General features: G+C 63.0%; 23 protein-coding genes. 15 read left to right on the forward strand and 8 right to left on the reverse strand.

All coding sequences use genetic code 11. The annotated features are described in order from the left end of the window. Positions 1-30: 30 nt before the first annotated feature. Positions 31-1731, forward strand: coding sequence for a fumarate hydratase (locus AC1L34_RS09545; protein WP_424322627.1), 1701 nt, complete (start codon positions 31-33; stop codon positions 1729-1731). A 7-nt stretch (positions 1732-1738) separates the two neighbouring features. Here the strand turns inward: AC1L34_RS09545 and AC1L34_RS09550 are convergent, their stop codons facing one another. Together AC1L34_RS09550 and AC1L34_RS09555 are read right to left on the reverse strand one after the other, a co-directional pair. After that, the gene (locus tag AC1L34_RS09550; protein ID WP_424293180.1) at positions 1739-2380 is read right to left on the reverse strand and encodes a hypothetical protein; all 642 of its coding nucleotides are present in this window, start codon (positions 2378-2380) and stop codon (positions 1739-1741) included. A gap of 173 nt (positions 2381-2553) precedes the next feature. Then, positions 2554-3960 carry a class II fumarate hydratase gene (locus AC1L34_RS09555; RefSeq protein ID WP_424322626.1) on the reverse strand — a complete coding sequence of 469 codons (1407 nt, stop codon included), beginning with the start codon at positions 3958-3960 and terminating at the stop codon, positions 2554-2556. A 151-nt stretch (positions 3961-4111) separates the two neighbouring features. On the opposite strand from AC1L34_RS09555, the gene nagE reads away from it, so the two are divergent. Next, positions 4112-6166 (forward strand): N-acetylglucosamine-specific PTS transporter subunit IIBC, encoded by a 2055-nt coding sequence (gene nagE / locus AC1L34_RS09560; protein WP_424325480.1) that lies wholly within the window; start codon positions 4112-4114, stop codon positions 6164-6166. On the opposite strand, the gene AC1L34_RS09565 is transcribed toward nagE, so the two are convergent. After that, positions 6163-6780 carry a phosphoribosylanthranilate isomerase gene (locus AC1L34_RS09565; RefSeq protein ID WP_424293177.1) on the reverse strand — a complete coding sequence of 206 codons (618 nt, stop codon included), beginning with the start codon at positions 6778-6780 and terminating at the stop codon, positions 6163-6165. The two genes, nagE and AC1L34_RS09565, sit on opposite strands and share 4 nt — an antisense overlap. 102 nt (positions 6781-6882) lie before the next feature. Between AC1L34_RS09565 and AC1L34_RS09570 the strand changes: the two genes are divergently transcribed. The 9 genes from AC1L34_RS09570 to AC1L34_RS09610 all read left to right on the forward strand — a co-directional run bounded on the left by AC1L34_RS09570 (position 6883) and on the right by AC1L34_RS09610 (position 17160). Beyond that, positions 6883-7524, forward strand: a complete 642-nt coding sequence (locus tag AC1L34_RS09570; RefSeq protein WP_424293176.1) for a TetR-type transcription factor C-terminal domain-containing protein — start codon at positions 6883-6885, stop codon at positions 7522-7524. Positions 7525-7581: 57 nt separating this feature from the next. Further along, positions 7582-8739 (forward strand): acyl-CoA dehydrogenase family protein, encoded by a 1158-nt coding sequence (locus AC1L34_RS09575; protein WP_424293175.1) that lies wholly within the window; start codon positions 7582-7584, stop codon positions 8737-8739. A 166-nt stretch (positions 8740-8905) separates the two neighbouring features. Next, positions 8906-11179 carry an MMPL family transporter gene (locus AC1L34_RS09580; RefSeq protein ID WP_424325481.1) on the forward strand — a complete coding sequence of 758 codons (2274 nt, stop codon included), beginning with the start codon at positions 8906-8908 and terminating at the stop codon, positions 11177-11179. A gap of 10 nt (positions 11180-11189) precedes the next feature. Beyond that, positions 11190-11810: a TetR family transcriptional regulator gene (locus AC1L34_RS09585; protein WP_480034724.1), complete on the forward strand. Its 621-nt coding sequence runs from the start codon at positions 11190-11192 to the stop codon at positions 11808-11810. 39 nt (positions 11811-11849) lie between these two features. Continuing rightward, complete coding sequence (locus tag AC1L34_RS09590) at positions 11850-12569, forward strand: hypothetical protein (protein ID WP_424297561.1); 720 nt, start codon at positions 11850-11852, stop codon at positions 12567-12569. A gap of 12 nt (positions 12570-12581) precedes the next feature. Further along, entirely contained in the window at positions 12582-14120 is a 1539-nt protein-coding gene (locus AC1L34_RS09595) for a protein kinase domain-containing protein (protein ID WP_424325482.1), read from the forward strand. 212 nt (positions 14121-14332) lie between these two features. Beyond that, positions 14333-14494, forward strand: a complete 162-nt coding sequence (locus AC1L34_RS09600) for a hypothetical protein (protein ID WP_424297557.1) — start codon at positions 14333-14335, stop codon at positions 14492-14494. After that, positions 14494-15348, forward strand: coding sequence for an SDR family NAD(P)-dependent oxidoreductase (locus AC1L34_RS09605; RefSeq protein WP_424322620.1), 855 nt, complete (start codon positions 14494-14496; stop codon positions 15346-15348). Before AC1L34_RS09600 ends, AC1L34_RS09605 begins: the two co-directional genes overlap by 1 nt. A 15-nt stretch (positions 15349-15363) precedes the next feature. Next, a complete protein-coding gene (locus tag AC1L34_RS09610; RefSeq protein WP_424322619.1) occupies positions 15364-17160 on the forward strand; it encodes an acyl-CoA dehydrogenase in 1797 nt (598 codons plus the stop codon). A gap of 5 nt (positions 17161-17165) precedes the next feature. Here the strand turns inward: AC1L34_RS09610 and AC1L34_RS09615 are convergent, their stop codons facing one another. The 3 genes from AC1L34_RS09615 to AC1L34_RS09625 are packed head-to-tail and all read right to left on the reverse strand — an operon-like array spanning position 17166 to position 19273. Continuing rightward, complete coding sequence (locus AC1L34_RS09615; protein WP_424322618.1) at positions 17166-18002, reverse strand: alpha/beta hydrolase; 837 nt, start codon at positions 18000-18002, stop codon at positions 17166-17168. 27 nt (positions 18003-18029) lie between these two features. Further along, positions 18030-18806, reverse strand: a complete 777-nt coding sequence (gene aqpZ / locus AC1L34_RS09620; RefSeq protein ID WP_424297197.1) for an aquaporin Z — start codon at positions 18804-18806, stop codon at positions 18030-18032. 53 nt (positions 18807-18859) lie between these two features. Further along, positions 18860-19273: a hypothetical protein gene (locus tag AC1L34_RS09625; protein ID WP_424297196.1), complete on the reverse strand. Its 414-nt coding sequence runs from the start codon at positions 19271-19273 to the stop codon at positions 18860-18862. 117 nt (positions 19274-19390) lie between these two features. Here AC1L34_RS09625 and AC1L34_RS09630 point away from each other — a divergent pair, with 117 nt between their 5' ends. From AC1L34_RS09630 to AC1L34_RS09645, 4 genes are read left to right on the forward strand one after another with little or no spacing between them, the layout of a single operon-like run. Then, positions 19391-20365: a pirin family protein gene (locus tag AC1L34_RS09630; RefSeq protein WP_424322617.1), complete on the forward strand. Its 975-nt coding sequence runs from the start codon at positions 19391-19393 to the stop codon at positions 20363-20365. Next, positions 20362-20814, forward strand: a complete 453-nt coding sequence (locus AC1L34_RS09635) for a MarR family winged helix-turn-helix transcriptional regulator (protein ID WP_424297192.1) — start codon at positions 20362-20364, stop codon at positions 20812-20814. Before AC1L34_RS09630 ends, AC1L34_RS09635 begins: the two co-directional genes overlap by 4 nt. Then, positions 20811-21602 (forward strand): pirin family protein, encoded by a 792-nt coding sequence (locus AC1L34_RS09640; RefSeq protein ID WP_424322616.1) that lies wholly within the window; start codon positions 20811-20813, stop codon positions 21600-21602. The genes AC1L34_RS09635 and AC1L34_RS09640 overlap by 4 nt, the downstream gene beginning before the upstream one ends. A 34-nt stretch (positions 21603-21636) precedes the next feature. Then, positions 21637-23007 (forward strand): dipeptidase, encoded by a 1371-nt coding sequence (locus tag AC1L34_RS09645; protein ID WP_424322615.1) that lies wholly within the window; start codon positions 21637-21639, stop codon positions 23005-23007. Positions 23008-23013: 6 nt separating this feature from the next. Here AC1L34_RS09645 and AC1L34_RS09650 read toward each other — a convergent pair whose 3' ends face one another. Next, complete coding sequence (locus tag AC1L34_RS09650) at positions 23014-23946, reverse strand: serine hydrolase (protein WP_424293427.1); 933 nt, start codon at positions 23944-23946, stop codon at positions 23014-23016. Positions 23947-24041: 95 nt separating this feature from the next. Continuing rightward, entirely contained in the window at positions 24042-24668 is a 627-nt protein-coding gene (locus AC1L34_RS09655) for a serine hydrolase (RefSeq protein ID WP_424322614.1), read from the reverse strand.

Raw genomic sequence — 24668 nt, forward strand, 5'->3', positions numbered from 1 at the left:
GCGTTTTGTTCGAGCGATACGATGGCAGTCGTGAGTGAATCAGCCTCAGCCCCCGAGTTCCGCTACTCCGATCTTCTTCCGATCGGCGCGGACGACACGCCCTACCGCCTCATCACCACCGAAGGCGTCTCGACCATCGAAGTTGACGGCCAGACATTCCTGAAGGTGGCGCCCGAGGCGCTTCAGAAACTGACCGCAGAAGCGATGCACGACATCAGCCACTACCTGCGGCCCGCGCACCTGAAGCAACTGCGCAAGATCATCGACGATCCCGAAGCGTCGGGCAACGACCGCTTCGTGGCCCTCGACCTCCTCAAGAACGTCAACATCTCCGCTGGTGGCGTCCTCCCCATGTGCCAGGACACCGGTACCGCCATCGTCATGGGGAAGAAGAGCGAGGGCGTCCTAACCGGCGTCGAAGACGGCGAATGGATTTCGCGTGGCGTCTACGACGCGTACACGAAGCTCAACCTGCGGTACTCGCAGAACGCGCCGATCACCATGTACGAGGAGCGCAACACCGGCACCAACCTGCCTGCGCAGATCGAGATCTACGCAACCGAGCAAGGCCCCAAGGGCCCCGAGTACAAGTTCCTGTTCATGGCCAAGGGTGGCGGCAGCGCCAACAAGTCGTTCCTGTTCCAGGAAACCAAGGCCATCCTGAACCCGAAGCGACTCCTCGAGTACCTGGACGAGAAGATCCGTTCCCTCGGCACCGCAGCCTGCCCGCCGTATCACCTCGCGGTGGTCGTGGGCGGTACGTCGGCCGAGTTTGCACTCAAGACCGCCAAGTACGCCTCGGCGCATTACCTGGACAACCTGCCCACCGAGGGCGACATGACCGGCCACGCCTTCCGCGACCCGGAACTGGAAGAGGAAGTCTTCAAGCTGACGCAGTCGTTCGGTATCGGCGCACAGTTCGGCGGCAAGTACTTCTGCCACGACGTCCGCGTGGTCCGTCTCCCCCGTCACGGCGCATCGCTGCCGGTGGCGATCGCGGTGTCGTGCTCGGCCGACCGACAGGCACTCGGCAAGATCACCGCCGACGGCGTCTTCCTCGAACAGCTTGAAACCGACCCGGCGCAGTACATGCCCGACGCAGGCGTCGCCGAGGACATTGCCGGCGGCGAAGTGGTTGAGATTGATCTCAACCAGCCGATGGACGAGATTCTCGCTGAACTCAGCAAGCACCCGGTCAAGACCCGACTGTCGTTGACGGGCCCACTGGTGGTGGCACGCGACATCGCTCACGCCAAGATCGAGGAGCGCCTTGACGCTGGCGAGCCGATGCCCGACTACCTGAAGAACCACCCGGTGTACTACGCCGGACCAGCCAAGACCCCCGAGGGCATGGCGTCCGGCTCATTCGGCCCCACCACCGCGGGCCGCATGGACAGCTACGTCGACAAGTTCCAGGCTGCGGGCGGATCCATGGTGATGCTCGCCAAGGGCAACCGCTCCAAGCAGGTCACCACCGCATGCGAATCCCACGGCGGTTTCTACCTGGGATCCATCGGCGGTCCGGCCGCACGACTGGCCCTGGACTGCATCAAGAGTCAGGAAATCATCGAGTACCCCGAACTCGGCATGGAAGCCGTGTGGAAGATCGAGGTCGAGAACTTCCCCGCCTTCATCGTCGTCGACGACAAGGGCAATGACTTCTTCACCGATCCCGGTGGCTCGGTGACGGTTCCGCTTAGCGGCATCCGCATTCGTTCTCGCGAACGCTAAACGCTGCTCACTCCCAAATATGGGCTTGTTCAATCGCCACGGCCTCGTCGACATTTAGTCGACGGGGCCGTGGCGTTGAGCCGACATTTGGTCGGCATCGCGTCGCGATCTGGGTGGCAAATTCCGCGTCCCGTGTCAGTAGGATGACGCCGCTCGAACCGTCGGGCATCGTCAGCAGCACTTCCCGCTCATCCCATTGCGACTGCGGGTCGTCGGCCGCATTCTCGTAGACGATGAGGTCGGCAATTGTCTCGTCATATCGATAGGCACCCACGCGCCCCTTGGTGCGTTCGAGGACGAAGCCGAGGCGGTACTGATAGAAGAGCAGCGGGCCTCGGCGCAGATGATCGAAGCCCACGATGATCAGAACGAAACCGATGAGCACGCCGAGGATCGCCAGCGCGATGGCGATCAAGATGAACATCCAGGCAAGGTCGCTGTGCGACGAGTCGGCCGTCGACGTGAGTGCGAAGACCGCTGCCAGGGTCGCCGCCAAGGTGCCAATCCCGGCGACGAACCAACCACGCCCATGCCCGCTGTCCGCGTCTGGCTCTTCCGTCCTCTCCCACGCACCGAGACCGGCGACCTCGGCGACGGTGCGCACGCGATCCGACGGCAAAATCAACCGCCTGCTCGTGGTATCCGTCATCGCCTGCCCTCACCTTCACCGAGCCCCCGACCGGCCCGTCAACCGCCCGAGCTACGCGCCCATACTCCCGCCTCAACCTCCAATCCGGTCCTTTTTGCCCTTTTTCGTCACCGATGCGGCGCGAAAACCGCCCGGCGACCACTAGTCGGTGCGCCGGGCTTGGAGTAGCGGGTTTAGCGTTGGCGGTCGAGGTTCGCCATCTTGAGGACATCGAGGCGACGGTCGAGTTCTTCGAGGGACAGTTTGTCGCCGATAAGACCGCGGTCGATGACGGTCTGACGGATCGTCTTACCTTCCCGAAGCGCTTCCTTCGCGACAGCGGCAGCTTCTTCGTAGCCGATAGCTGAGTTCAACGGGGTCACGATCGACGGCGACGACTCGGCGAGCGTCTTCAACCGGTCCTCGTGCGCGACGAGGCCGCTGATGCAACGATCAGCGAATAGCCGCGAGACGTTCGCCAGCAGTTTCACTGACTCCAGGACGTTGCGCGCCATCACCGGGATGTACACGTTCAGCTCGAAGGCACCATTACCCCCGCCCCAAGTGATGGCGGCATCATTGCCGATCACCTGCGCCGCCACCTGCGTAACTGCTTCGGGGAGAACGGGATTCACCTTGCCCGGCATGATCGAGCTGCCCGGCTGCAGGTCCGGCAGAGAGATCTCCCCCAAGCCCGTCAGCGGCCCCGACCCCATCCAACGGACATCGTTTGCGATCTTCGTCAGCGACACCGCGACGGTCTTCAATTGCCCGGAAAGTTCGACGAGGCCGTCACGGGCGGCCTGTGCTTCAAAGTTGTCGCGAGCCAACGACAGGTGATCTAGCTCGGTGAGCTTCACCAGTTCGGCGACGACGAGCGAACCGAACCGGTCGGGGGCGTTGAGTCCGGTGCCGACAGCGGTCCCACCGATGGGAAGTTCACCCACGCGCGGCAGCGACGCCTCAAGCCGCTCCACGCCAGCCTCCACCTGGCGGGCGTAACCCCCGAACTCCTGACCGAGTGTCACCGGTACTGCATCCATCAGGTGAGTACGGCCGGACTTCACCACGCTGCGCCACTCGTCGGACTTCGTCGCAAGGGTGGCCTGCAAATGCGTCAATGCCGGAATCAGATCGTGTTCGACGGCTTCGGTCGCGGCGAGGTGGGTGGCGGTCGGGAAGGTGTCGTTCGAGCTCTGCGACATGTTGACGTCGTCGTTGGGGTGCACGGCAACCCCGTTGGCGTTCGCGATCGACGCGATAACCTCGTTGGCGTTCATGTTCGACGACGTGCCCGACCCGGTCTGGAAAACATCGATCGGGAACTGGTCGTCGTGGCGACCGTCGGCGATCTCGGTGGCGGCCGCAATGATGGCCTCGGCTTTGGTGCCATCGAGCAGGCCGAGATCCCGGTTCACCTGTGCCGTCGCTGCTTTCAGCAGACCCAGCGCACGGATCTGCGCCGACTCAAGGGGACGGAAACTGATCGGGAAGTTTTCGACCGCCCGCTGCGTCTGCGCCTGCCACAGCGCGGCCGCGGGAACTCGCACCTCACCCATCGTGTCGTGTTCGATTCGGTACTCACCCATATTTTCAGCCATGTCTTGTTCAACCCCACCGACGGCGTTCGTGTTCCGCCTCGTTCGCCGCAACCCTGGAGAGCGCTGATCTCGAACTGCCTCAGCCCGGGCATGCCGCCATATAAGGTCCAAATCGAGACGCGCCCGACACCGACGGAATGGACACCAGGCCATGATGAAGTTCTTACAGAACCTCGGTAAATCGATCATGTTGCCGGTCGCGGTTTTGCCCGTGGCCGCCATCCTGGTCGGTATTGCCAACTGGATCATCGGCATTAACGACAACGAAACCAACGTCGTCACATCGTTTTTGCAGACCGCTGGGCTAGCAATTCTCGACAATATGGCACTGCTGTTTGCCGTCGGTGTGTCGATCGGTATGGCCAAGAAGTCCGACGGCACGTCGGCGCTCGCAGGGCTGGTGTCATGGCTCGTGGTTACCAGCCTCCTGGCACCGTCATCGGTCATGACGTTGCTCAGCCGCGGCTACACCTCGGAACCGGCCACCGACGTTACGAAGTTCACCGATGGCCAGCACCTGGTGACTGAGAACGGCCAACTCATGGTCCAGACCCCCGATGTCAACGCGGCGTTCGCCATCGGCTCGTTCCAGAATGCGTTCATCGGCATCCTGTGCGGCATCATCGGCGCCCTTTGCTACAACCGCTTCAAAGACGTCAAGTTGCCCGACGCGCTGTCGTTTTTCTCGGGACGCCGCTCGGTCGCGATTGTGACCGCTGGCGTATCGCTGATCGTCGCGTTGATTCTGCTGTTCATCTGGCCACTCCTCTACACCGGACTGGTGTGGTTCGGTGAACACATCGTCGGCCTCGGTGCTGTCGGTACCGGCCTTTACGGCTTCTTCAACCGCCTCCTGATTCCGTTCGGCTTGCATCACGCGCTGAACTCGGTGTTCTGGTTCGACGTCGCAGGCATCAACGACCTCAACAACTTCCTGTCGGGCGACGGCACCTTCGGCGTCACCGGCCAGTACATGACGGGCTTCTTCCCGATCATGATGTTCGGCCTGCCGGGTGCCGCGCTCGCCATGTATGTGACGGCCAAGACCACCCGAAAAAAGATCGCCTACGGCATCCTGCTGTCGGGCGCGGTGTCGTCGTTTTTCGTCGGCGTCACCGAACCGCTGGAATTTGCATTCATGTTCTTGGCACCATTCTTGTTCGTCATCCACGCGGTGTTCATGGGCATTTCGATGGCTGTCGCCCAGTTGCTGCCGGTCCGGATGGGCTTCGGGTTCTCCGGCGGCTTCGTCGACTTGGTCCTGAACTGGACCAACCCGATGGCCGAGAACCCGTGGATCATCATCGTGATGGGAATCTTCTGGTTCTTCGTCTACTTCTTTGTGTTCCGCTGGGTCATTTTGCGTTTCCAACTCAAGACGCCCGGCCGCGAAGACGATGATCCGATCGACGAGTCCGAGGATGCTGGATCGTCCACCGGTTTCGTTGGAACCGCGGGCAAATTCATCGACGCTTTGGGTGGCCGGTCGAACATCACCGAACTCGACAACTGCGCGACGCGCCTTCGGATGGAGATCGCGGACCCGTCGATCATTGACGAAGCCGCACTCAAGCGGGCAGGTGCCGCAGGGACCATCAAGCCCGGCGGTAAGTCCGTCCAGGTGATCTACGGTCTCAACGTGCAATTCGTCAAGGATGCGATGGAAAAGATCATGTCCGGGGAGGTCGATCCTGCGGCCGTCGCAGCGGCGGAGCAGGCGATTGACGAGGCGGACGCCGCGATCAGCCAAGCCGAGCGGGCCGACGAAGCACCCGGCACCGTCCTTACGAAGCCGACTGGCAAGGTGGTGACGTTGGAGCGTCCCGTGAAGGGTTACGCCATCGCATTGTCGGAGGTCCCGGACCAGACTTTCGCGAGCGGCATGATGGGTCCGGGCGCGGCCATTCTGCCGACGTCGGGCGAGGTGGTGGCGCCGGCAGATGCAACCGTTGTCACGGTGTTCCCGACCGGTCACGCCATCGGTTTGCGACTCGATGACGGCACCGAGGTCCTCATTCACGTTGGTCTCGACACCGTGAAAATGAAGGGCGACGGCTTTGCCCCGGCCGTAGCCAGCGGCGACACGGTAACTGCCGGACAGCTGCTGCTGACCGTCGACCTCGCCAAGATCGAGGCCGCAGGCTATTCGACGGTTACGCCGGTCGTCATCATGAACGACAAAACGGCGACCCTCGAGCTGACTTAGCCCGCGTTCTTCGCGGCGAGAACGAAGTTGCGCACGGCGTCGAGGTCTTTGACGCCGGGTGCCGACTCCACACCGCTCGAGACGTCGACGCCCCACGGGTGTGCCTGGGCGATGGCGTCGGCCACATTGTCGGGGTTCAGCCCGCCGGCGAGAAGCCATTCCCCCACCAGTTTGCGGTCGGCGAGGGCGCTGAGGTCCCATCGTTCACCGGATCCCGGGCGGGGTGCATCCAGCAGCAGTCGTTCTTCGCCGAAGGCTCCGACGGCCGCGTCCGGGTCGTGGGCCAGGGACGTCGCACGCCAGACCCGGTCGACAATCTTCGATGCGACGGCAATGTCGCCCGCGGTGTATTCACCGTGCAATTGCAGAACGTCAAAGCCCAGGTCAACAGCTAGTTTTGCCGCTTCAGCAGCGGGTTTGTCGTTGACGACCAAGACGATGTCCAGGCCTAGCCCGCCGCTCTCTCGCGCCGCCTCAACAATCAGGCTCGCCTCGTCTTCGTAGAGCGCTCGGGGGCTCGTGTCGTTCATCACCACGCCGATCGCGTCTGCCCCGGCATCGATCGCCGCATCAACCGCGTCGATCGTCTTCAAACCGCACACCTTCACGTACATGTTCCCGATCTTAGTAACCGGACGATTTGCGGCGGAGCACGCGAGTCGTGATACCGTTCCCAAATTAAGCGAGCGCTTGATTAATTTTGAAAGGAGGACCGCGTGCCAGAACCTACCGATTCCCCGGAACCCACCGACGCCAACGTCGCTCCTCCCGATCAGGCCAGCAAGTCCGAACGCACGCGTCGCCGATTGCTTGACGGCGCAATGGCGGCGTTCTCCGAACTCGGCTTCCACGGCACCAGTACGCGCAACATCGCCACGGCTGCGGGCATGAGCCCCTCAGCGGTGTACATGCACTACAAGTCGAAGGAAGAACTCCTCTACCGAATTTCCAAACTCGGCCACGAGACCATCCTTGGCGCAGTCAGCGAAGCGGCCGCGAGCTCAACTGAACCCGCGGAGCAGCTGCGGGCGGCGACCGCCGAGTTCGCGCGCTATCACGCACAGGAGCACGTGACGGCGCGCGTGGTGAACTACGAGTTCGCCGCCCTGGAACCCGAGCACCGAGACGAGATCGTCGCGCTACGCGAGGCCATCGACAGCGTGTTCAACCAGATCCTCGCCGCAGGCATCGCCAACAAGACCTTCCACACGCCCCACGCCCGGATGGCCGCCGTCGCCATTATCGGCAGCGGTATCGACATTGCCCGCTGGTTCCGCGACGACGGCACTTGGACAGCCGCGCAGGTCGGAGAGTTCTACGGCGATGCCGCCCTGCGAGTGGTTGGCGTCAGCAACTAACACCACACGTTTCACCCAAACCTGTAAAGAATCACCAGCTATCGAGGAGGTGGCGCGATGCGCCGCGAGATTTACAACGAAGACCATGAAGCATTCCGCGAAACCATTCGCGCCTTCATCGAATCCGAGATCGTTCCGGTCTACGACGAGTGGCTTGAGCAGGGCATCGTCCCCCGCGACTTCTACTTGAAGGTCGGCGAGCTCGGCGTCTTCGGCATCGAGATCCCCGAAGAGTTCGGCGGCGCAGGCATCGACTCGTACAAGTTTGAGGCTGTCGTCACCGAGGAAATGGCACGCGCGGGCGTTACTCTCGGCGGCTCAGCCGCACACATTCCGCTGTGCCTCCACTACATCCTCAAGCACGCCAATGAGGAGCAGAAGGGCCGCTGGCTGCCTGGCATGGCAACGGGCGAGATGATGTTTGCGATCGCAATGACCGAGCCGGGCACCGGCTCGGACCTGGCAGGCATGCGCACCACCGCGAAGCTTTCCGAAGACGGCAGCCACTACGTACTCAATGGCTCCAAGACCTTTATCACCGGCGGCGTTAACGCCGATCGCGTGATTGTTTGCGCCCGCACTTCGGCACCGAGCGAGACCGACCGTCGCTTCGGCATCTCCTTGCTCGTGGTCGATACCAAGTCCGAAGGCTATGAGGTTGGCCGCAAGCTCGACAAGCTTGGCCTGCGCACCTCCGACACCGCAGAGCTTTCGTTCACCGACGTCAAGGTTCCGGTCGAAGACCTCCTTGGCGAAGAGAACAAGGGCTTCTACTACCTCGGTCAGCACCTGCCTCGCGAGCGACTGTCGATCGCAATCAGCGCCTACGCGCAGGGTGCCGCCGCAGTGCAGTTCGCCAAGGCCTACACCCAGGACCGCCAGGTCTTTGGCCAGCCGGTCGCGGCGTTCCAGAACACCAAGTTCGAGCTCGCCGCCTGCAAGGCAAAGGTCGACGCGATGCAGGCCGTCGCCGACCGCGCACTGGAGGCATACGACAATCACGAGTTGTCCGGCGCCGACGCGGCCTCGGCCAAACTGTTCTGCACCGAGGCCGCAGCCGACGTCATCGACCGCTGCCTGCAGTTGCACGGCGGGTACGGCTACATGAACGAGTACCCGATCGCTCGCCTCTACGCCGACAACCGCGTGAACCGTATTTACGGCGGCACCAGCGAGGTCATGCGTTCGATCATCGCCAAGGACATGGGTCTGTAGCAGCCCGTAGCTAGATCTTCAGCCGTACTCTTCAGCCGTACTTTGGGCCCACATACCGGGCCCAAAGTACGGCTGAAGCGCTTTGTCCGCTTAGCGACACGATTGTGACGGCAACCACAGCCCGCTCGGGTTGCGGCAAAAGTGTTACTGACTAACAATTGTTAGCATGTCATCGATTCTGTTCCGCCTCGGACGATTCTCTTTCCGCAAAAAGTGGTGGGTTCTCGCCGCGTGGGTCGCCGCGCTCGCGATAGCCGCGACCGCCGTCGGCGCACTGCAACCGAAGTTCGCGCAAGACTTCGACCTCCCCGGAACCGATGGCGGCGCTGCCATGTCGCTGCTGGAATCGAACTTCCCGGCGCAGAACCAACAGCAGTCAGAACCGTCGACCATCGTCGTGATGGAGGCAAAAGACGGGCTCGCCAACCACTCCCAGGAAATTCAGAGCCTGGTCGCTGACCTCAAGACGCTCGACGAGGTGGTCCCCGAGTCGGTGATGGACCCACTAGCGATCGCCGCGGCCCGCCCTGAGATGGCTAGCGCCGTCGTTGGCGACAACGGCAAGGTTGGCCTCATCACTGTCCACCAGAAGATCAATCTGATGGACGTCACAACCGAGCAGAAGCAGCAGTTGCTCGACGTTCTGGCCGCACACCGATCCAACGGTCTGCAGGTCGAGGCCACCAGCGGCGTGATGCAAGCTCAGGAACAGGGCGGTACCGCCGAACTCCTCGGCTTTGCAATCGCGTTCGTCATTATGATCGTGGCCTTCGGTGCACTCATTGCCGCGTTTATTCCGCTGGTCACCGGCATTGTCGGCGTCGGCCTCACGATGATGCTGGTAACGCTGTCGGCAGAAGTCTTGTCGATCAACCAGGCAGCCACCGCCATCATCACGATGCTCGGTATCGCCGTCTCGATCGACTACGCCCTCTTCATTGTGTCGCGCTATCGATCCGAAGCCGCGCGCGGCGGTGACCCGGCCGACGCCGCAGGTCGAGCCGCAGGCACAGCAGGCTCCGCAGTCGTCTTCGCGGGCCTCACCGTGATCATTGCCGTCGTCGCACTGACGGTGATCGGGATCCCGATCATTACCCAGATGGGTCTCGGTGCCGCAATTGCGATCCTGATTGCAGTCCTCGCCGCGTTGACCTTTATCCCGGCACTCCTGGGTGCCTTCGGCCGGTTCGCTTTCTCTCCCCGCATCCCGTGGATCAAGCACGCCGAGCCATCCGCCGATGTTGACACGTTGGGCGTGAAGTTCGGCCGCACCCTCGTGAAGCGTCCCATCCCGTTTGTTCTCGGCGGACTCGCCATTTTGATCGCAGCGGCCATCCCGATCTCGGGCATGCAGATCGGCATGGACACGGTCACCGACGACCAAGTCGCCGGACAGAAGCTCATTGCGCAAGGCTTCGGTGAAGGTGTCGCCGGACCGCTTGTGGTCGTGATGCATGCCGATCACGGCACCATCGACGCAGCCGCGAACACCGCGGTGCAGAAGATCAAGGCGCTGCCCGGGGTCGCCGCCCCCGAGACACTGGCGTGGATGGGCAACGGGGCCGACGCCAAGAATCCGAACGCCAATGCCGACTCGGCCATGATCATCGTGACTCCGACCAGTTCACCGTCGTCATCGCAAACCCACGACCTCGTCGAAGCAATTCGCGGTACGTCTGATGCCATTGCCGCCAAAGGCGCGGTCATTCACGTCGGCGGCCAGACAGCGATCATGTCGGACCTGTCCGCGAAGCTCGACAGCGCGCTGATTCCGTACCTGATCGTCGTGGTTGGCTTGGCCTTCCTGATCATGATTGGCGTGTTCCGGTCGCTGTGGGTTCCGTTGATCGGCACGCTGGGATTCATCTTCTCGATGCTCGCCACGTTCGGTCTCACCACAGCCATCTTCACCGATGGGGCCTTCGGCCTGATCGACCACACCAAGCCGTTGCTGGCCTTCCTACCGATCTTCCTTATCGGCGTGGTGTTCGGCCTAGCCATGGACTATCAAGTGTTCTTGGTGACTCGCATGCGCGAGGAGTTCATGCACGGGATGAGCGCGAAGGACGCGATCGTCGCTGGTTACCGCTACGGTGCCCGCGTCGTCACCTCGGCCGCGATCATCATGATCAGCGTGTTTGCCGCGTTTATGTTGGCACCGGACACCACGGCCAAGATGATGGGCTTTGCGCTCGCCATTGCCGTCTTCTTTGACGCCTTCCTGGTTCGCATGGTGATTGTGCCGGGCATCCTGTCGCTGCTGGGCGAACGCGCCTGGGGTCTGCCGCGCTGGCTCGACAAGCTGGTCATCAACTTCGATATCGAAGGCGAAAAGGTCCGCAACAACGGACTCCTGCCGGGGATCGAGGTACCGGTCGACGTCGACCGTGGCGACGCCGGGGGCAATGACGCCGCACCCGCCCCGAGTGGTGCCCGTTAGGCCCAACGCAATGACTGACAATCGCCATGCCGCGGCCTCGGGAACCTCCCCGGGGCCGCGGCCCGGTTTCCGCGAACGACAGAAGGCCCAAACCCGGGCCGACATCCGCGCGGCAGCGCTGGAACTGTTCGCGAAGCAAGGCTACGAGTCGACGACCGTCGCACAGATCGCCGCACGCGCGAACGTCTCACACACCACGTTCTTTCGATACTTCCAATCGAAAGAACACGTCGTCATCGACGACGATCTCGATGCCGACCGCAAGCGGGTCCTAGAAAACATGCCGCCGGGGCTCGACCAATTTGGGCTCGTCCGTCAAATGCTGTCGGAAATGTGGACCATCACCCAAAGTGACCCGTGGGCGTCGAATCCTGAGCGGTTCGCAATCTTGCGGACCGAGCCCGCGCTGCGAGCTACTTTTCAGACCGAATCGGACCGCGCGATCGCGGAGGGTCTCGACTTCATCGCCGCCTATTTGGGGTCTAGCCCCGACGACCCCAAGCTGCGGATCTTTGTCGCGGCGCTATCGGGAGTGATGTTCCATCTCGCCGAAAGTGCCACCGAACACATGCTTCCGCTTGCGGCCTACCTGGCGGCAATCGACCTGATGGAGGAAGGGTTCCCCCTGTAGCGGTCGGACTTCGGGAGCGACCAGTCGTAGTCTGAACGTATGGGCGGCGTGATGGGTGCGATCGGGCAGTACTGGTGGCTGATCTTTGTTTTCGGCGGCACGATCGGCGGTGTCGCCCGCGGTGTCAGCGCGTGGAACGAGCGACGCGCTCAACGCAGCTTGGAAAAGTACCGGATCAAGCAAGAAGCGAAGGTCGCCGTCGCCAAGGCACAAAGTAAGGGCCGCATAGACACTGAGTCGGTGAAACGGGAGTATCAGCGCGCTGTCGCTGAGCATCGGAAGGTCGACGACCGCTGGTTTGCCTACGAGACCAACCTTTCGACGCTGCTCGACTACCCGATGCTGATTGACATGCGCGAACCGCTCACCGCTGACTTTCACCGAGCGCGCAGTCGTGCCGAACTGCTGCGACCATCCCACGACGACGAAGCGTCGCCGTCCGCAGTGGAGCACTACCGCGATGCGGTGCATGCCTACGTTTCGGCGCTCGAGGTGGCCGAGAAGGAAGCTCGGCGCCGCAAGCGCGGCGATTTCGACCAGGCCGAACAGGAGCGGCTAGCCCGGGCGCAACGGCTCCTCAACCTTGCCAGTGACGATGCGGCGAGCCCGCAGGAACGACAGCAGGCTTATGCTCGTGCGCGACGGGAGCTTGACGGTTTGATTGAGTTGCCCGTCGCGGGTGCGGCCGAACTGGAGCATAGGTTGCGGGCGGCACTCAATGGACCACCAGCACCGGATAGCTCGCCGCCGAACCCTTAAGGACCGATTCCGATGACTTCTTCCGACCGCGTCGGTTCCACACTGGGTCGCTACCGGCTGGTGCGTTTGCTAGGTCGCGGCGGAATGGGCGACGTGTACGAAGCTGTCGACACCGATAAGGACCGCACGGTGGCGTTGAAGTTGTTGCCGCAAGCCTTATCCGACGACGCCGACTTCCGCGCCCGGTTTATGCGGGAGTCGCGGACCGTTGCGAAGCTGAACGATCCGCATATCATTCCGATCCACGACTTCGGCGAACTAGACGGTCAGTTGTTTCTCGATATGCGGATTGTGCGCGGCCGGGACCTCCGGTCGGTCATTAAGGACGGTCCGCTGGAGCCCGCGCGAGCCGTCGCGATCGTCGAGCAGGTGGCTGGCGCTCTCGACACCGCGCATGCAACCGGGCTTTTGCACCGGGACGTGAAGCCCGAGAATATTCTGCTCGATTCACGGGATTTCGCCTACCTCGCCGACTTCGGGTTGGCGCAGTCTGCGGGCCAAACGCGCCTCACGTCGACGGGTTTGGCGATCGGATCGTTTGCCTATATGGCACCTGAGCGCTTCGGGACGGACACGCCGCCCGGTCCCCAGAGCGATGTCTACGCACTGGCGTGTGTCCTGTACGAATGCCTCACCGGGACGCAGCCGTTCCCGTCGACGAGTATCGAACAGATTATCGCCGGGCACCTGTCGCGCCCGGTCCCGGCAACGGGTACCGCGATGGATGCGGTCATCGCGACGGGAATGGCGAAGAACCCGGCGGCGCGGTTCCCGTCGGCTGGCGCCCTGGCGGTGGCGGCCGGGGATGCCCTAAACGGCCGCGGGGCACTTCCTCCGGCGACGGCCAACGCCGTACATGGTCCGACGATGGTCACGCCCGTCCAGCCCCCCAATCCCTCACAGCTCGCGTATCCCTCACTGCCCTCGTATCCAGTCCAACCGCAAGCAAAGAATGGTCCAAAGCTGTGGCTCATTGCCGCTGCGGTTGCCGCCGTCGCGCTGTTGGCTGCCGGGGGTGTCGCTTGGATGGCGGTGGGCAACAACGACGACGCGGGGGTGCCGGCCAATGCTGCCGACCACAGCACCCGGACCTTGTCGGCAGCACAGCAACGACCCTCGCAGGTACCCGGAACCGTGACGGTGACGCAACAGCCGCCGGCCGCCCAAACCGTGCCTGGCCAACAGTCGACCGACCAGCCAACTACTGCTCAGGCACCGCAGCGGGGTTCGGGCGATCTGGGGTTGTCGACGCCGATCAGCACTCCGCCATGCGACGGCAGCACGGCGACTTTTGTCTATAACGCGACGACTCCGGGCAACTATGCGACCGAGATCGCCTCTGCGCTTGCCCAGTATCCGGGGGCGTCGTACTTGCGGACCGATCAGTCGTGTTCTTCGCTGCGGCAGGAGTTGAACGGCAACCCGATTTACGCCGTCTACTATTTGGGCTCGTCGGCGTCCGATACGTGCGCGATCAAAGCCCGAGTCGGCGGCGACGCCTACGCCCGCCGCCTCGACAATTCGACCCCGGTCGGCGTCGAGATCTGCTGAGGCGGGCACCTAGTTCGTTGACTTGCCGGGGACGGACCGTCGGTACCAGCGGGCCATGGAAAAACTCACCGGCGATGTTCGCCGCCACGAAATAAGAAGTGCGCGTTCAGATCACAGCGAAGTAGTCTCTGCGACCTGCAGATATGAGCAAAAGCGGCGTAGCTGGGCCGGATGGGTCGGCGCTGTTCATCTTGACGCGTTACGATCCTGTCGTGCTGGAAGATCTCAACAAGAAGGCCAAGAAGGCCGGGCTCCATGTGGCCAACGCCAAGAAGCCGAACCTGTATAGCGTGCGGAAAGTGAAGAACGGCAAACTCGTCGCCAAGAATGTTGACGCCGACGAGGCACTTTCGGTGATCAAAAAGTACAAGTGATGTCGGTTCTGTCGGCTGTCGCCAACACCCTGCTGAACCCGCCGCACACTGTCACCGAGATTCGGCACATTCTCGGCGGAGCGCGCCGCGATCTCACCGGGAAGACCATTGTTATCACCGGAGCGTCGTCAGGAATTGGTGAGGCCACCGCGCGAGCGTTTGCCGCCCGCGGGGCCAAGATCGTGGCTGTCGCGCGGCACATGGAAGCACTTGAGGCCACTTGCGATTCGATCATCGTTGACGGCGGCACAGCCATTCCGGTGACCGCAGACCTGTCGGACACTGAGGATGCCTCACGCCTGGCTGCGGAGATTATCGAACAGTTCGGTGTTCCCGACGTGCTAATTAACAACGCTGGCCGATCGATCCGTCGGTCGACGCTCGACTCCGCAGACCGATTGCACGACTACCAGCGCACTATGGCCTTGAACTACTTCGGGCCCGTCGCTCTGATTTTGGGCCTGTTGCCCGCCATGATCGATGCCCGTCGCGGACACATCGTCAACGTGGTGACATGGGGTGTCAGCGCTGGCGCGATGCCGAAGTTCGGCGCTTACCTGGCGTCCAAATCGGCGCTCGCCTCGTTTGGTCGGTCGTTGGATGCCGAGTGCAACGGGACGGGCGTGGTCGTCACCAATGCGGGTTTCCCCCTCGTTCGCACCCCGATGATTGCTCCGACCGCCGACTACCACGATTCACCTGCCCTCAGCAGCGACGAGGCGGCCGCGTGGCTGGTGCGTGCGGTCGATACACGACCCGCTGAGATCTACCCACGATATGCGCTGGTGCTACGTGCGGTGTCAGCGTTCTCTCCCCGCCTGGCAGGTCAACTCACGAACCAGTTGGGCATCTGACGTAATCTTCGGTGTATGACCGAACATCTGTCCCGCCGGGATGTCGACTTCATGCTGTACGAATGGCTCGACACACTCGAACTGCCCCAGCGTGAACGCTTTGCCGAACACTCCCGCGAAACATTCGACGGTCTGCTCGACCTATCCGAAGACATGGCGACCAAACTCTTCGCGCCGCACAACAAGAAGTCCGATCAGTCGCAGCCCGAGATGGACTCCAACGGCAAGGTGGTGATGCTGCCGGAGATTGGGACCGCCCTCACCGAATTCAGCAAAGCCGGGCTGATCGCGGCCTCGTTCGACGAGGAACTCGGTGGCATGCAGTTGCCGAATGTCGTCTCGCGCGCATCGACCACCATTTTCCAGGCGGCCAATGCGGCGACGACGTCGTATGCGTTCCTGACTGTCGGCAATGCCAACTTGCTCGCCAAGTACGGAACGCCCGAGCAGATTGAGACCTGGGTGCTCCCCATGCTCGAGGGCCGATACTTCGGCACCATGTGCCTGTCCGAGCCGCAGGCTGGATCCTCGCTCGCCGACATCACTACCAAGGCAGTCCCCGCCGATGACGGCACCTTCCGGATCACCGGCACCAAAATGTGGATTTCCGGTGGCGATCACGAACTGACAGAGAACATCGTCCACCTCGTTTTGGCGAAGGCACCGGGCGGCGGCCCCGGAGTAAAGGGCATCTCCCTGTTTGTGGTGCCAAAGTTCTTGCCGGATGGCACCCGCAACGACGTTGCCCTCGTCGGCCTGAACCACAAGATGGGTAACCGCGGGACCACCAATACGCTGCTCAATTTCGGCGACGGCACCTTTGCCGTGGAGGGCGCCGGGCAAGGCGCGATCGGCTATCCGGTCGGTGAATTGCACCGTGGCCTGTTCTACATGTTCAACATGATGAACGAGGCCCGGATCGGCGTCGGTTTCCTTGCCACGGCTCTCGGTTACGCGGGTTTCCAAAAGTCTCTGGAGTACGCGAAGGTGCGGACGCAGGGTCGTCCGGTCGATGCCAAGGGTCCCGACGTGCCTCCGGTGCCGATCATCGATCACCCCGATGTGATGCGAATGATGCTGGCCCAGAAAGCTTATGCCGAGGGCGCTCTCGCACTCTGCCTGTATTGCGCACGTCTGCTCGATGAAGAGCAGACGGCATCGGAGGATGCCGCTCGCACGCGAGCACGCACCCTGCTTGAGGTACTTACACCGATCGCCAAAAGTTGGCCCAGCCAGTGGTGCCTGGAGGCCAACAGCCTCGCCATCCAAGTGCACGGCGGGTACGGATACACCACCGAGTTCGACGTCGAGCAGTTTTACCGGGACAACCGGCTCAACCCGATCCACGAGGGTGCCCACGGCATTCACGGGCTCGACCTGCTGGGCCGCAAGGTCGTCATGGACGGCGGGAAGGGTTTCGGCGTCCTGGCTGAAACCATCACCGAAACCATCACCCGGGCGCGTGAGGCAGGCGAGGAAGCGGCCAGGTATGCCGACCAGTTGGCCGCGAGCCTGACTCGCCTCGGCGAGGTGACGGCGGCCGTCTGGGCCCCGGGCGATGCCGCCCTAGCCCTCGCCAACGCGACCGCCTACTTGGAAGCCACGGGTCACATCGTCGTCGCGTGGCTGTGGCTAGACCAGTTCCTCGCTGCCAGCGGCCCAGACGATAAGTTCGCTGCCGACTTCTACGCGGGTAAGCGTGCGGCGACCAAATACTTCTTCACCTACGAACTCCCCAAGACCGGCGTGCAGTTCGACCTGCTCGCCGCCCTCGACCGCACCACCCTGGACACCGATCCGGCCTGGTTGTAGCGCGACTACTTTCGGGTGCGGTGGGCTTCCAGCCAGGTCGTCACATCGCGCAGAACTTCGTCCTGTTCGGGTTCGTTGAAGATCTCGTGGTAGAGGCCGTCGTAAATTTTGACGGTCACATCGTCGCCGCCTGCGAGTCGCCCCACCATCCGCGACCCTTCGGGGTTTGCGAGGGTGTCGGCACCGCCGTGCAACACCAGCGTGGGCATCTTCAGGTTCGGCAGTCGCTCCGGGAAAGTGGCCATGGTGCCGATGAGCGCGCCGCCAAGGCCCGCCGGAATCTTGCCGTGCCACACCAGCGGGTCGGCTTCGTACTCGGCGACCACGGCGGGATCACGGCTCACCGCTGAGGCCGGTAGGCCGGTTGACGGGAGCCACGGCACCAGCTTTCCGAGCACCGGGGCCAGCTTCACCATGACCGGCGGAAGGTCGTCGCCCACCATCAAGGCTGGCCCGGACAGCACAAGCCCGTCGAGCGCATCGGGATAGTCGAGTGCGTACTTGAGGGCAATGGCCCCACCCATGCTGTGCCCAAGCAGGAAGGTCGGCCCGCCGAAGCGGCCAGCGCGACTGATCACCGTACTCAGATCAGTGGTGAAGTCGTTGAAGTCTTTGACTCCCAACCGCTTGCCCCCCGATCGCCCATGCCCGGCGTGGTCGGGAATCACCACCGCATAGCCAAGATCCGTCAGCGTCTCCGCGACGTGCAGATATCGAGCGGCGTGCTCGCCGAGTCCGTGTGAAATAACAACGACGCCCACCGGATCAGAATCGGGCCGATGGACGTCGTAGACGATCTTGTTGTTGTGCGTGCCGGTCACGGAATGAGTTTGCGAGTTCACCACTTCATTCTGCGGTACGCACTGGAATTACGCGGAGACATTGGTGCCGAAGCGGAGCTTTCCGTTCTGGAACAGCAGTGGGTACAGGACGCCGCCGATGGCGCCGCCAATAAGCGGGAAGAGGAAGAATGCCCACAACTGTGCGGGCGCACCGTCACCATTGAAGAACGCGACGCCCATCGAGCGCGCCGGGTTCACCGAAGTATTTGAGATCGGAATCGAAATCAGGTGAATGAGCGTCAACGACAGGCCGATTGCCAACGGACCGAAGCCCTTCGGCGCACGACCGTCAGTGGCCCCCAGGATCACGACGATAAAGAACGCAGTCAGGATGATCTCGGCAACAGCCACCGCAACGAGGGTGTACCCGCCTGGTGAATGCGCACCGTAGCCATTGGCAGCCATGTTGCCTGTGGCCTCCCAACCGGGCTTGCCGTTGGCGATGGTGAAGATGGCGAGGCCACCGAGGAGTCCGCCGATCAACTGCGATACCCAGTAGCCGGGGACGTCGCGCCACGGGAGGCGCCCGCCGACGGCCGCACCAAGGGTGACCGCCGGGTTGAAGTGGCCGCCAGAAATGTGTCCGACAGCGTAAGCCATGGTCACGACAGTGAGACCGAAGGCAAGTGCGACGCCCAGAAAGCCGACACCGACTTGGATCTCTAGTGCTTGGCCGTGCTTACTCGTTGCGTCAGCGACCTGCTTCGCCGCGAAAACAGCCGTGCCAGCGCCACCGAAGACGAGCCAAAAAGTGCCAAAAAGTTCCGCCAGCCATTTGGCCGGCGTTGATACGGGCGTGGTCATATGATCCTCCTCGTTCGCCATCTCAGGACAACCCTACGAGAAGGACGCACCCTTCAACCCAAACCGAAGCGGGATGCGATCCCGCGACCGATCTTCTCTACTTCGTGGCCAGCACTTTCGAGCATTCCGAGCGGCTTGAAGGCCTGCTCGGCGACGCCGACGATGGTTTCGACGCGGCCGACGACCTTCTCGAGTCGCACGACAACCTGTGCGAGTCGATCGATCGTGGTGTCGACTTTGGCGATTGTGCTGCCGAGGTCGTCGAGTGAGGTGTTTAGCCGATCGATGGTGGTATCAAGGCCTTCGAGTGTGCCTTCTAGCGCACCGAGGACGGGTCCGACTGCCGTGAGTAGATCTTCGACTTGGTCGACGGTCTGGTCCGCATTCAGCGCGGCCTGCGCTAGTTTGCGGAGGCGTTGACGCTCACCGCCGCGGGCGGGTCGGTCAACAATCGGATTTATGGCCATGCATCTGAGTATGACCTGTTCCACACACAGATGGAATAGAAGGGCACGGCATTGCGTTGTGGCCTATGAATTAGTTCAGATCTGAACTAAAGTGTAATCCGACTAGGAGGTCACCTCATGCCCGCTGTAACTGCCGACACTCTCACCCTTCCCCGCATCAACCGACCCGGCGAAGGCTCCACGCAGCGTCCGGTCATCAGCCTCACCACCGGGCCCCGCGGCTATGAGGGCGAAGGCTTCCCCGTCGTCCGCGCCTTCGCTGGCGTGCCCCAAAAGCTGCTCGACCCCTTTGTCCACATGGACCAGATGGGCGAGGTCGAATACGAACCCGGCGAGCCCCTCGGCACCGACTGGCACCCGCACCGCGGCTTCGAGACCGTCACCTACATCATCGACGGCCTGTTCCAACACCAAGACTCCCATGGCGGCGGCGGACTCATCACCAACGGAGCCACCCAGTGGATGACCGCTGGCGCTGGCATTCTGCACATCGAGACCCCGCCTGCCGAACTCGTCGAATCGGGCGGCACCTTCCACGGCATTCAGCTGTGGGTCAACCTGCCGGCCTCGGACAAGTTCATCAGCCCCAAGTACCAGAACCTTGAGGGCGGCCAGTCGGAATTGCTGTCGTCGGACGACGGCGGCGCGCTGGTCCGCATCATCGCGGGCGACATCGACGGCCACACCGGCCCCGGTGCCACGCACACCCCGATCGTTTTTGCCCACGCCACCATCTCTCCCGGGGCCGAACTGTCGGTGCCGTGGCGCGCCGACTTCAATAGCCTCGTCTACCTGCTGTCGGGTCGCGGGACCATCGGTGCCGAAAAGCGCCCCATCCAGCAGGGACAGCTCGCCGTCCTCGGTGCTGGCGATGCCATCACCGTCGCTGCCGACAGCGGCCAAGATTCCCACCGTCCGGCAATGGAGATCCTGCTCCTCGGCGGACAGCCCATTCGCGAACCCGTCTTCCAGCACGGCCCGTTCGTCATGAACACCCGCCAACAGGTCGTCGAAGCGATGGAAGATTTCCAGGCTGGTCGCCTCGGCGTGGTTCCGCCGAACGCGCTCCGCCCCCACCGCGTCAAGCGGTGAGCCAGTCTGCCCAGCAGACCGCCTGGCGCTTGTTCATCGAGAACGCGGTGCGTCTGCAAACTGAACTCGATCGCCGCCTAAAGGCTGCGGACATGTGCCTGTCCGATTATCAGGTACTCCTGCTGTTGCATGAGTCCCCGGACCGGAGTTTGCGGATGAACGAACTCGGCCGCCGCATGGTGTTTTCCGCGTCGCGCCTCACCTATCAAATCGACACCCTGTGTCGACGGGGTTGGGTGCGACGCGAGAACGCCACCGAGGACCGTCGCGGTAGCTACGCCGTCCTCACCGATGAGGGCAACACCGCATTCGAGGCCGCCGCCGCAGGGCATTCGGCCGATATCGACGAACTGTTCTATAGCGCCGTCGCCGACGATGACGACGCGACCGTACTGGCCAACATCATGCGACGTCTGGCCGACAACCTCAACAACAGCGAGAACCCATGACCGCGACCTTGATTCCCGCCGCCGACCGCCACTTCTGGGAGAACGAGTGGCTCACATCGCGGCAGTCGTTCCCAGGCACCGGAAACTTCGACATTTTCGCCAACGCACACGGCGTTCTCGCCATGCACAACGATGACGTCATCGGCCCTGGCGAAGGCCTGGACAATCACGCCCACCAGAACATGGAAATCCTCACCTGGGTGGTAGAAGGTGCTGTGTGGCATAAAGATTCACACGGCAACACCGAGACCATCGGCACCGGTTCGCTGGGTGCCATGACGGCCGGTAAAGGCATCACGCATACCGAACGCAATGCGGCCGCCCGCGCCTCACGTGAGTCTGTCCGCGTCGTGCAAATGTGGGTTCCGCCGCACACCGACGAACTGGAACCTGCGCACAGCACGCGCGACTTCAATGTCGCCCTCGCCAGCGGAGAACCGGTAGTTGTGGCGTCGGGGCGTCCCGAGCACGCCGACTCCGATGCACTGCACATCGAGAACCGCTTCGCGACCCTCCACATCGCACGCCCCCGAACGGGTCAGACCATCACGCTTCCGGGTGCGCCATTCGGGCACCTGTTCACCGTCCGTGGAAGCGTCAGTGTCAGCGGCAACAACAGCGGCAGCGGCAGCGGCGGGAGCACCGCGGGCGACGACCTCGTTGCCCAACCGCTGGCCGAAGGAGACGCCATTCGGTTCACCGACTCCGGACCACTGACGGTGACCGCCACCGACGACGCCGAAATCGTCTACTGGGAGATGTACGCGAGTTTCGACCGCGCTCACTGAGCACGCCCGGCGCGTCCGTGCCAGAGTGGAAGGCATGGGACCAGTAGCGCTGACTCCGGAAATTCTCGCCAACCGCATCGACGATCTGATGGTTCAAGCTCGCGCAGATCTCGCCGAGCTTGTCTCCTACCCGTCCATCCACGACGACCCGACGCGTGCCGCTGACAGTCGGACAAGTGCCGATTGGGTTGCCCAGGCGTTCGCCGCCCTCGGCTTCGACACCGAGGTAATCGTGACGGTCGACGGTTCACCCGCGATCGTCGGCCACCGGGCCGGGCCTGCGGGCAGCAAGACCGTCGGCCTTTACAGCCACCACGACGTTCAGCCCGCCGGCGACGAATCTCTCTGGGACTCGCCGCCTTTCGAGCTCGTCGACCGCGACGGACGCTGGTACGGGCGCGGCAGTGCCGACTGCAAGGGCAACCTTGTTGCCCACTTGACGGCACTTCGCGCGATCGGTGACGAACTGGCCTGCAACGTCCGCATCATCATCGAAGGATCCGAGGAAGCGGGCGGTGAGGGCCTTGATGATCTGGTCCGGACTCGCCCGGAACTCTTTGATGCCGACTTGATTCTGATTGGCGATACCGGCAACCTCGCCGTCGGCATACCCACCCTAACGACCAGCCTGCGCGGCGTAGTGAACGTGAAAGTCTCGGTCACCGCGCTCACCAACGGGATCCATTCCGGCGGGGCGGGCGGCCCCGCGCCCGACGCGATGGCCGCGCTCATCGCGGGCCTGGCATCGCTCCGCGACAGCCAGGGCGACACCACCATCGACGGCCTGCAGGCTGACCAGAAGTGGACCGGTTTCGATTTCACGACCGAGCAGTTCCGCGAAACAGTCGGCGCGGTCGATGGTGCCGAAATCCTTGGCAGCGGGACGCCCGCCGACATGGCTTGGGCCCGTCCGGCGGTCACCGTCATTGGTATGGATGCCCCGAGCACTGCCGAATGCGCGGCGGCCATCATGCCGACTGCCGCGGCCATGCTGAACCTGCGGGTTCCGCCCGGCACCGACCCCCACGCGGCGTACGAACTGTTGGTTACCCACCTTCGCAAGCACATCCCGTGGGGCGTCAAGGTGGAGTTTGAACCCGATGCATTCGGCGCACCATTCTCCGCTGACACATCGGGGCCCGCATATCAGCAGTTGATCGCGGCCATGTCGTCCGCATATAGCGAGTCGTCGGCAAATAGCGACCTACCGGTGCAGTTTGCGGGACAGGGCGGTTCAATTCCGCTGTGCACCGTGCTCGCCGAGACGATTCCGCACGCAGAGATCGCACTTCTCGGCGTCGAAGAACCACTGTCCGCGATCCACGCACCGAACGAGAGCGTCGACCCCGGTGAGATCCGTCGGACCGCCCTCACGGAGGCAATCCTGCTGTCGACGTTCCGCTAGCTGCGGTTACTGCGGGCCCGGAGCTGGCGGCGCGGGAACTGTTGGCGCGCAATGCCCCGAAGGCAGGTGCTGCAAGTTTCGCTGCACCCAGTCGCCGACGCGAGTCAGCATGGCGGTCCCGTCTTCAAAAGTGCCACTGGCGGGAAGTGCGACGAGGCTGACGCCGACCTGACCGCGGTTGGTAGTGATGACACCGAGTTGGCGGACGACATACTTGCCGGTGGCGTCGGAGACCGGTCCCCAGCCGCCTTTGACGGCCGAGCGAACGCCCTTGCGCTGCTTTGCGACACCCCATTTTTGGTTGGGGCCGACCGAACTCATGAATTTGAGGACATTTTCGGCACCGGCTAGGCATGGCATGTTCGCGGCGAACACGGACTGATCGGTAGTGGCCCACGGGGTGGCACCGGGATAGCTCTTAGGTCTGCTCAATTCTGAGGAGATCACGGTGCGGTAGTCGCCGCCGTCGCGCAGCACTGCCGTCGCCGCGTCGATTGCCTGCTGGGTGCTTCCGAGGGAGCCCCAGATGGCCTCGGCGGATTCGTTGTCCGAATCACGGATCGCCTTGGTTTCCAGTGGGGTCAGACCAGCAACATGGGCGCGTTCGGCAGCAACTGCGACGGGCGCCTTCAGCGTCGACCATGCGCGAGCATTCTTCACGGTGCCAAAGAAGACGGGTTCGCCGGTACCGGTGGCGGTGATCGCGACCCCGACCCTGCCGGGTATCGACTTATTGATCTGCTTGGTGAGCTTGTTGAAGCTCTTGCCAAGGTCGACTGGTGGCGGAGGCGTCGGGAGGCCCGGGATCTTGGGCAATACGTTGGGCAAAACGTTGGGCAGCGGGGGCGGTGCTGCCTGCGCGACACCTGCCCCGATACCGGTCATTGCCAATGCTGCGGCAGCGCACACCGCCACCATCACTCCCCGAACGCGCAACACTAACCCCTTTTGCAACTTTAGTAACTCCAGTAACGCTAGCGGAGTTGCCAGGGGCAAGCGAGGCTTGATGCTTAGTCGTTACCGGGGCGGCGAACCTACGCGCAGCGGCCGCCGGGCAACGCCGCGAGATGCCGTCCGAGCCACCGTCCGACAGTGCTCAATGCCGCCGTTCCCGGTTCCATCGATCCCGCAGTGGTTGGCGCCTGCATTGCAACGCCCACCTGTCGGCCATCGCGAAGCGTGAGGATCCCGATCTGCCGAACGATGTAACCGCCAGAAACACTGGGGCCCCATCCACCCTTCACCGCTGTCTGCCGGCTCTCGATGGCTTTAAGACCCCACTGCTGGTTACCGGCAACATTGCCCATTAACTCGACGACATGCTTGGAATCGGGCAGGCACGGCAGATTGGCTGAGAACGTCGCAGCATCGGCGAGGGCCCAAACCGTCTGCCCAAAAATTGAGAACTCGGGCCTGAGCCGCTGGGACGGCACCGTCGTATTCTTGTCGCCGCCTTCCCGCAGCACCTTGGTGACTGCAGCGGCAGCCTGCTCGGGTGTTCCGAGCGAGGCCCACAGCGTTTCGGCGGCGGCATTGTCGGAGTTTTGGATGGCATTCGCTTCAGCGTCACTCGGACCTGACTTGCGCTCCGCGGCCAGCGCCAGCGGCACTTTGCTCGTCGACCATGCGACCTGCGGAGTCAGATCCCCAAACGTCTGCAC

The sequence above is a fragment of the Gordonia sp. 34D genome (genome assembly GCF_056682775.1).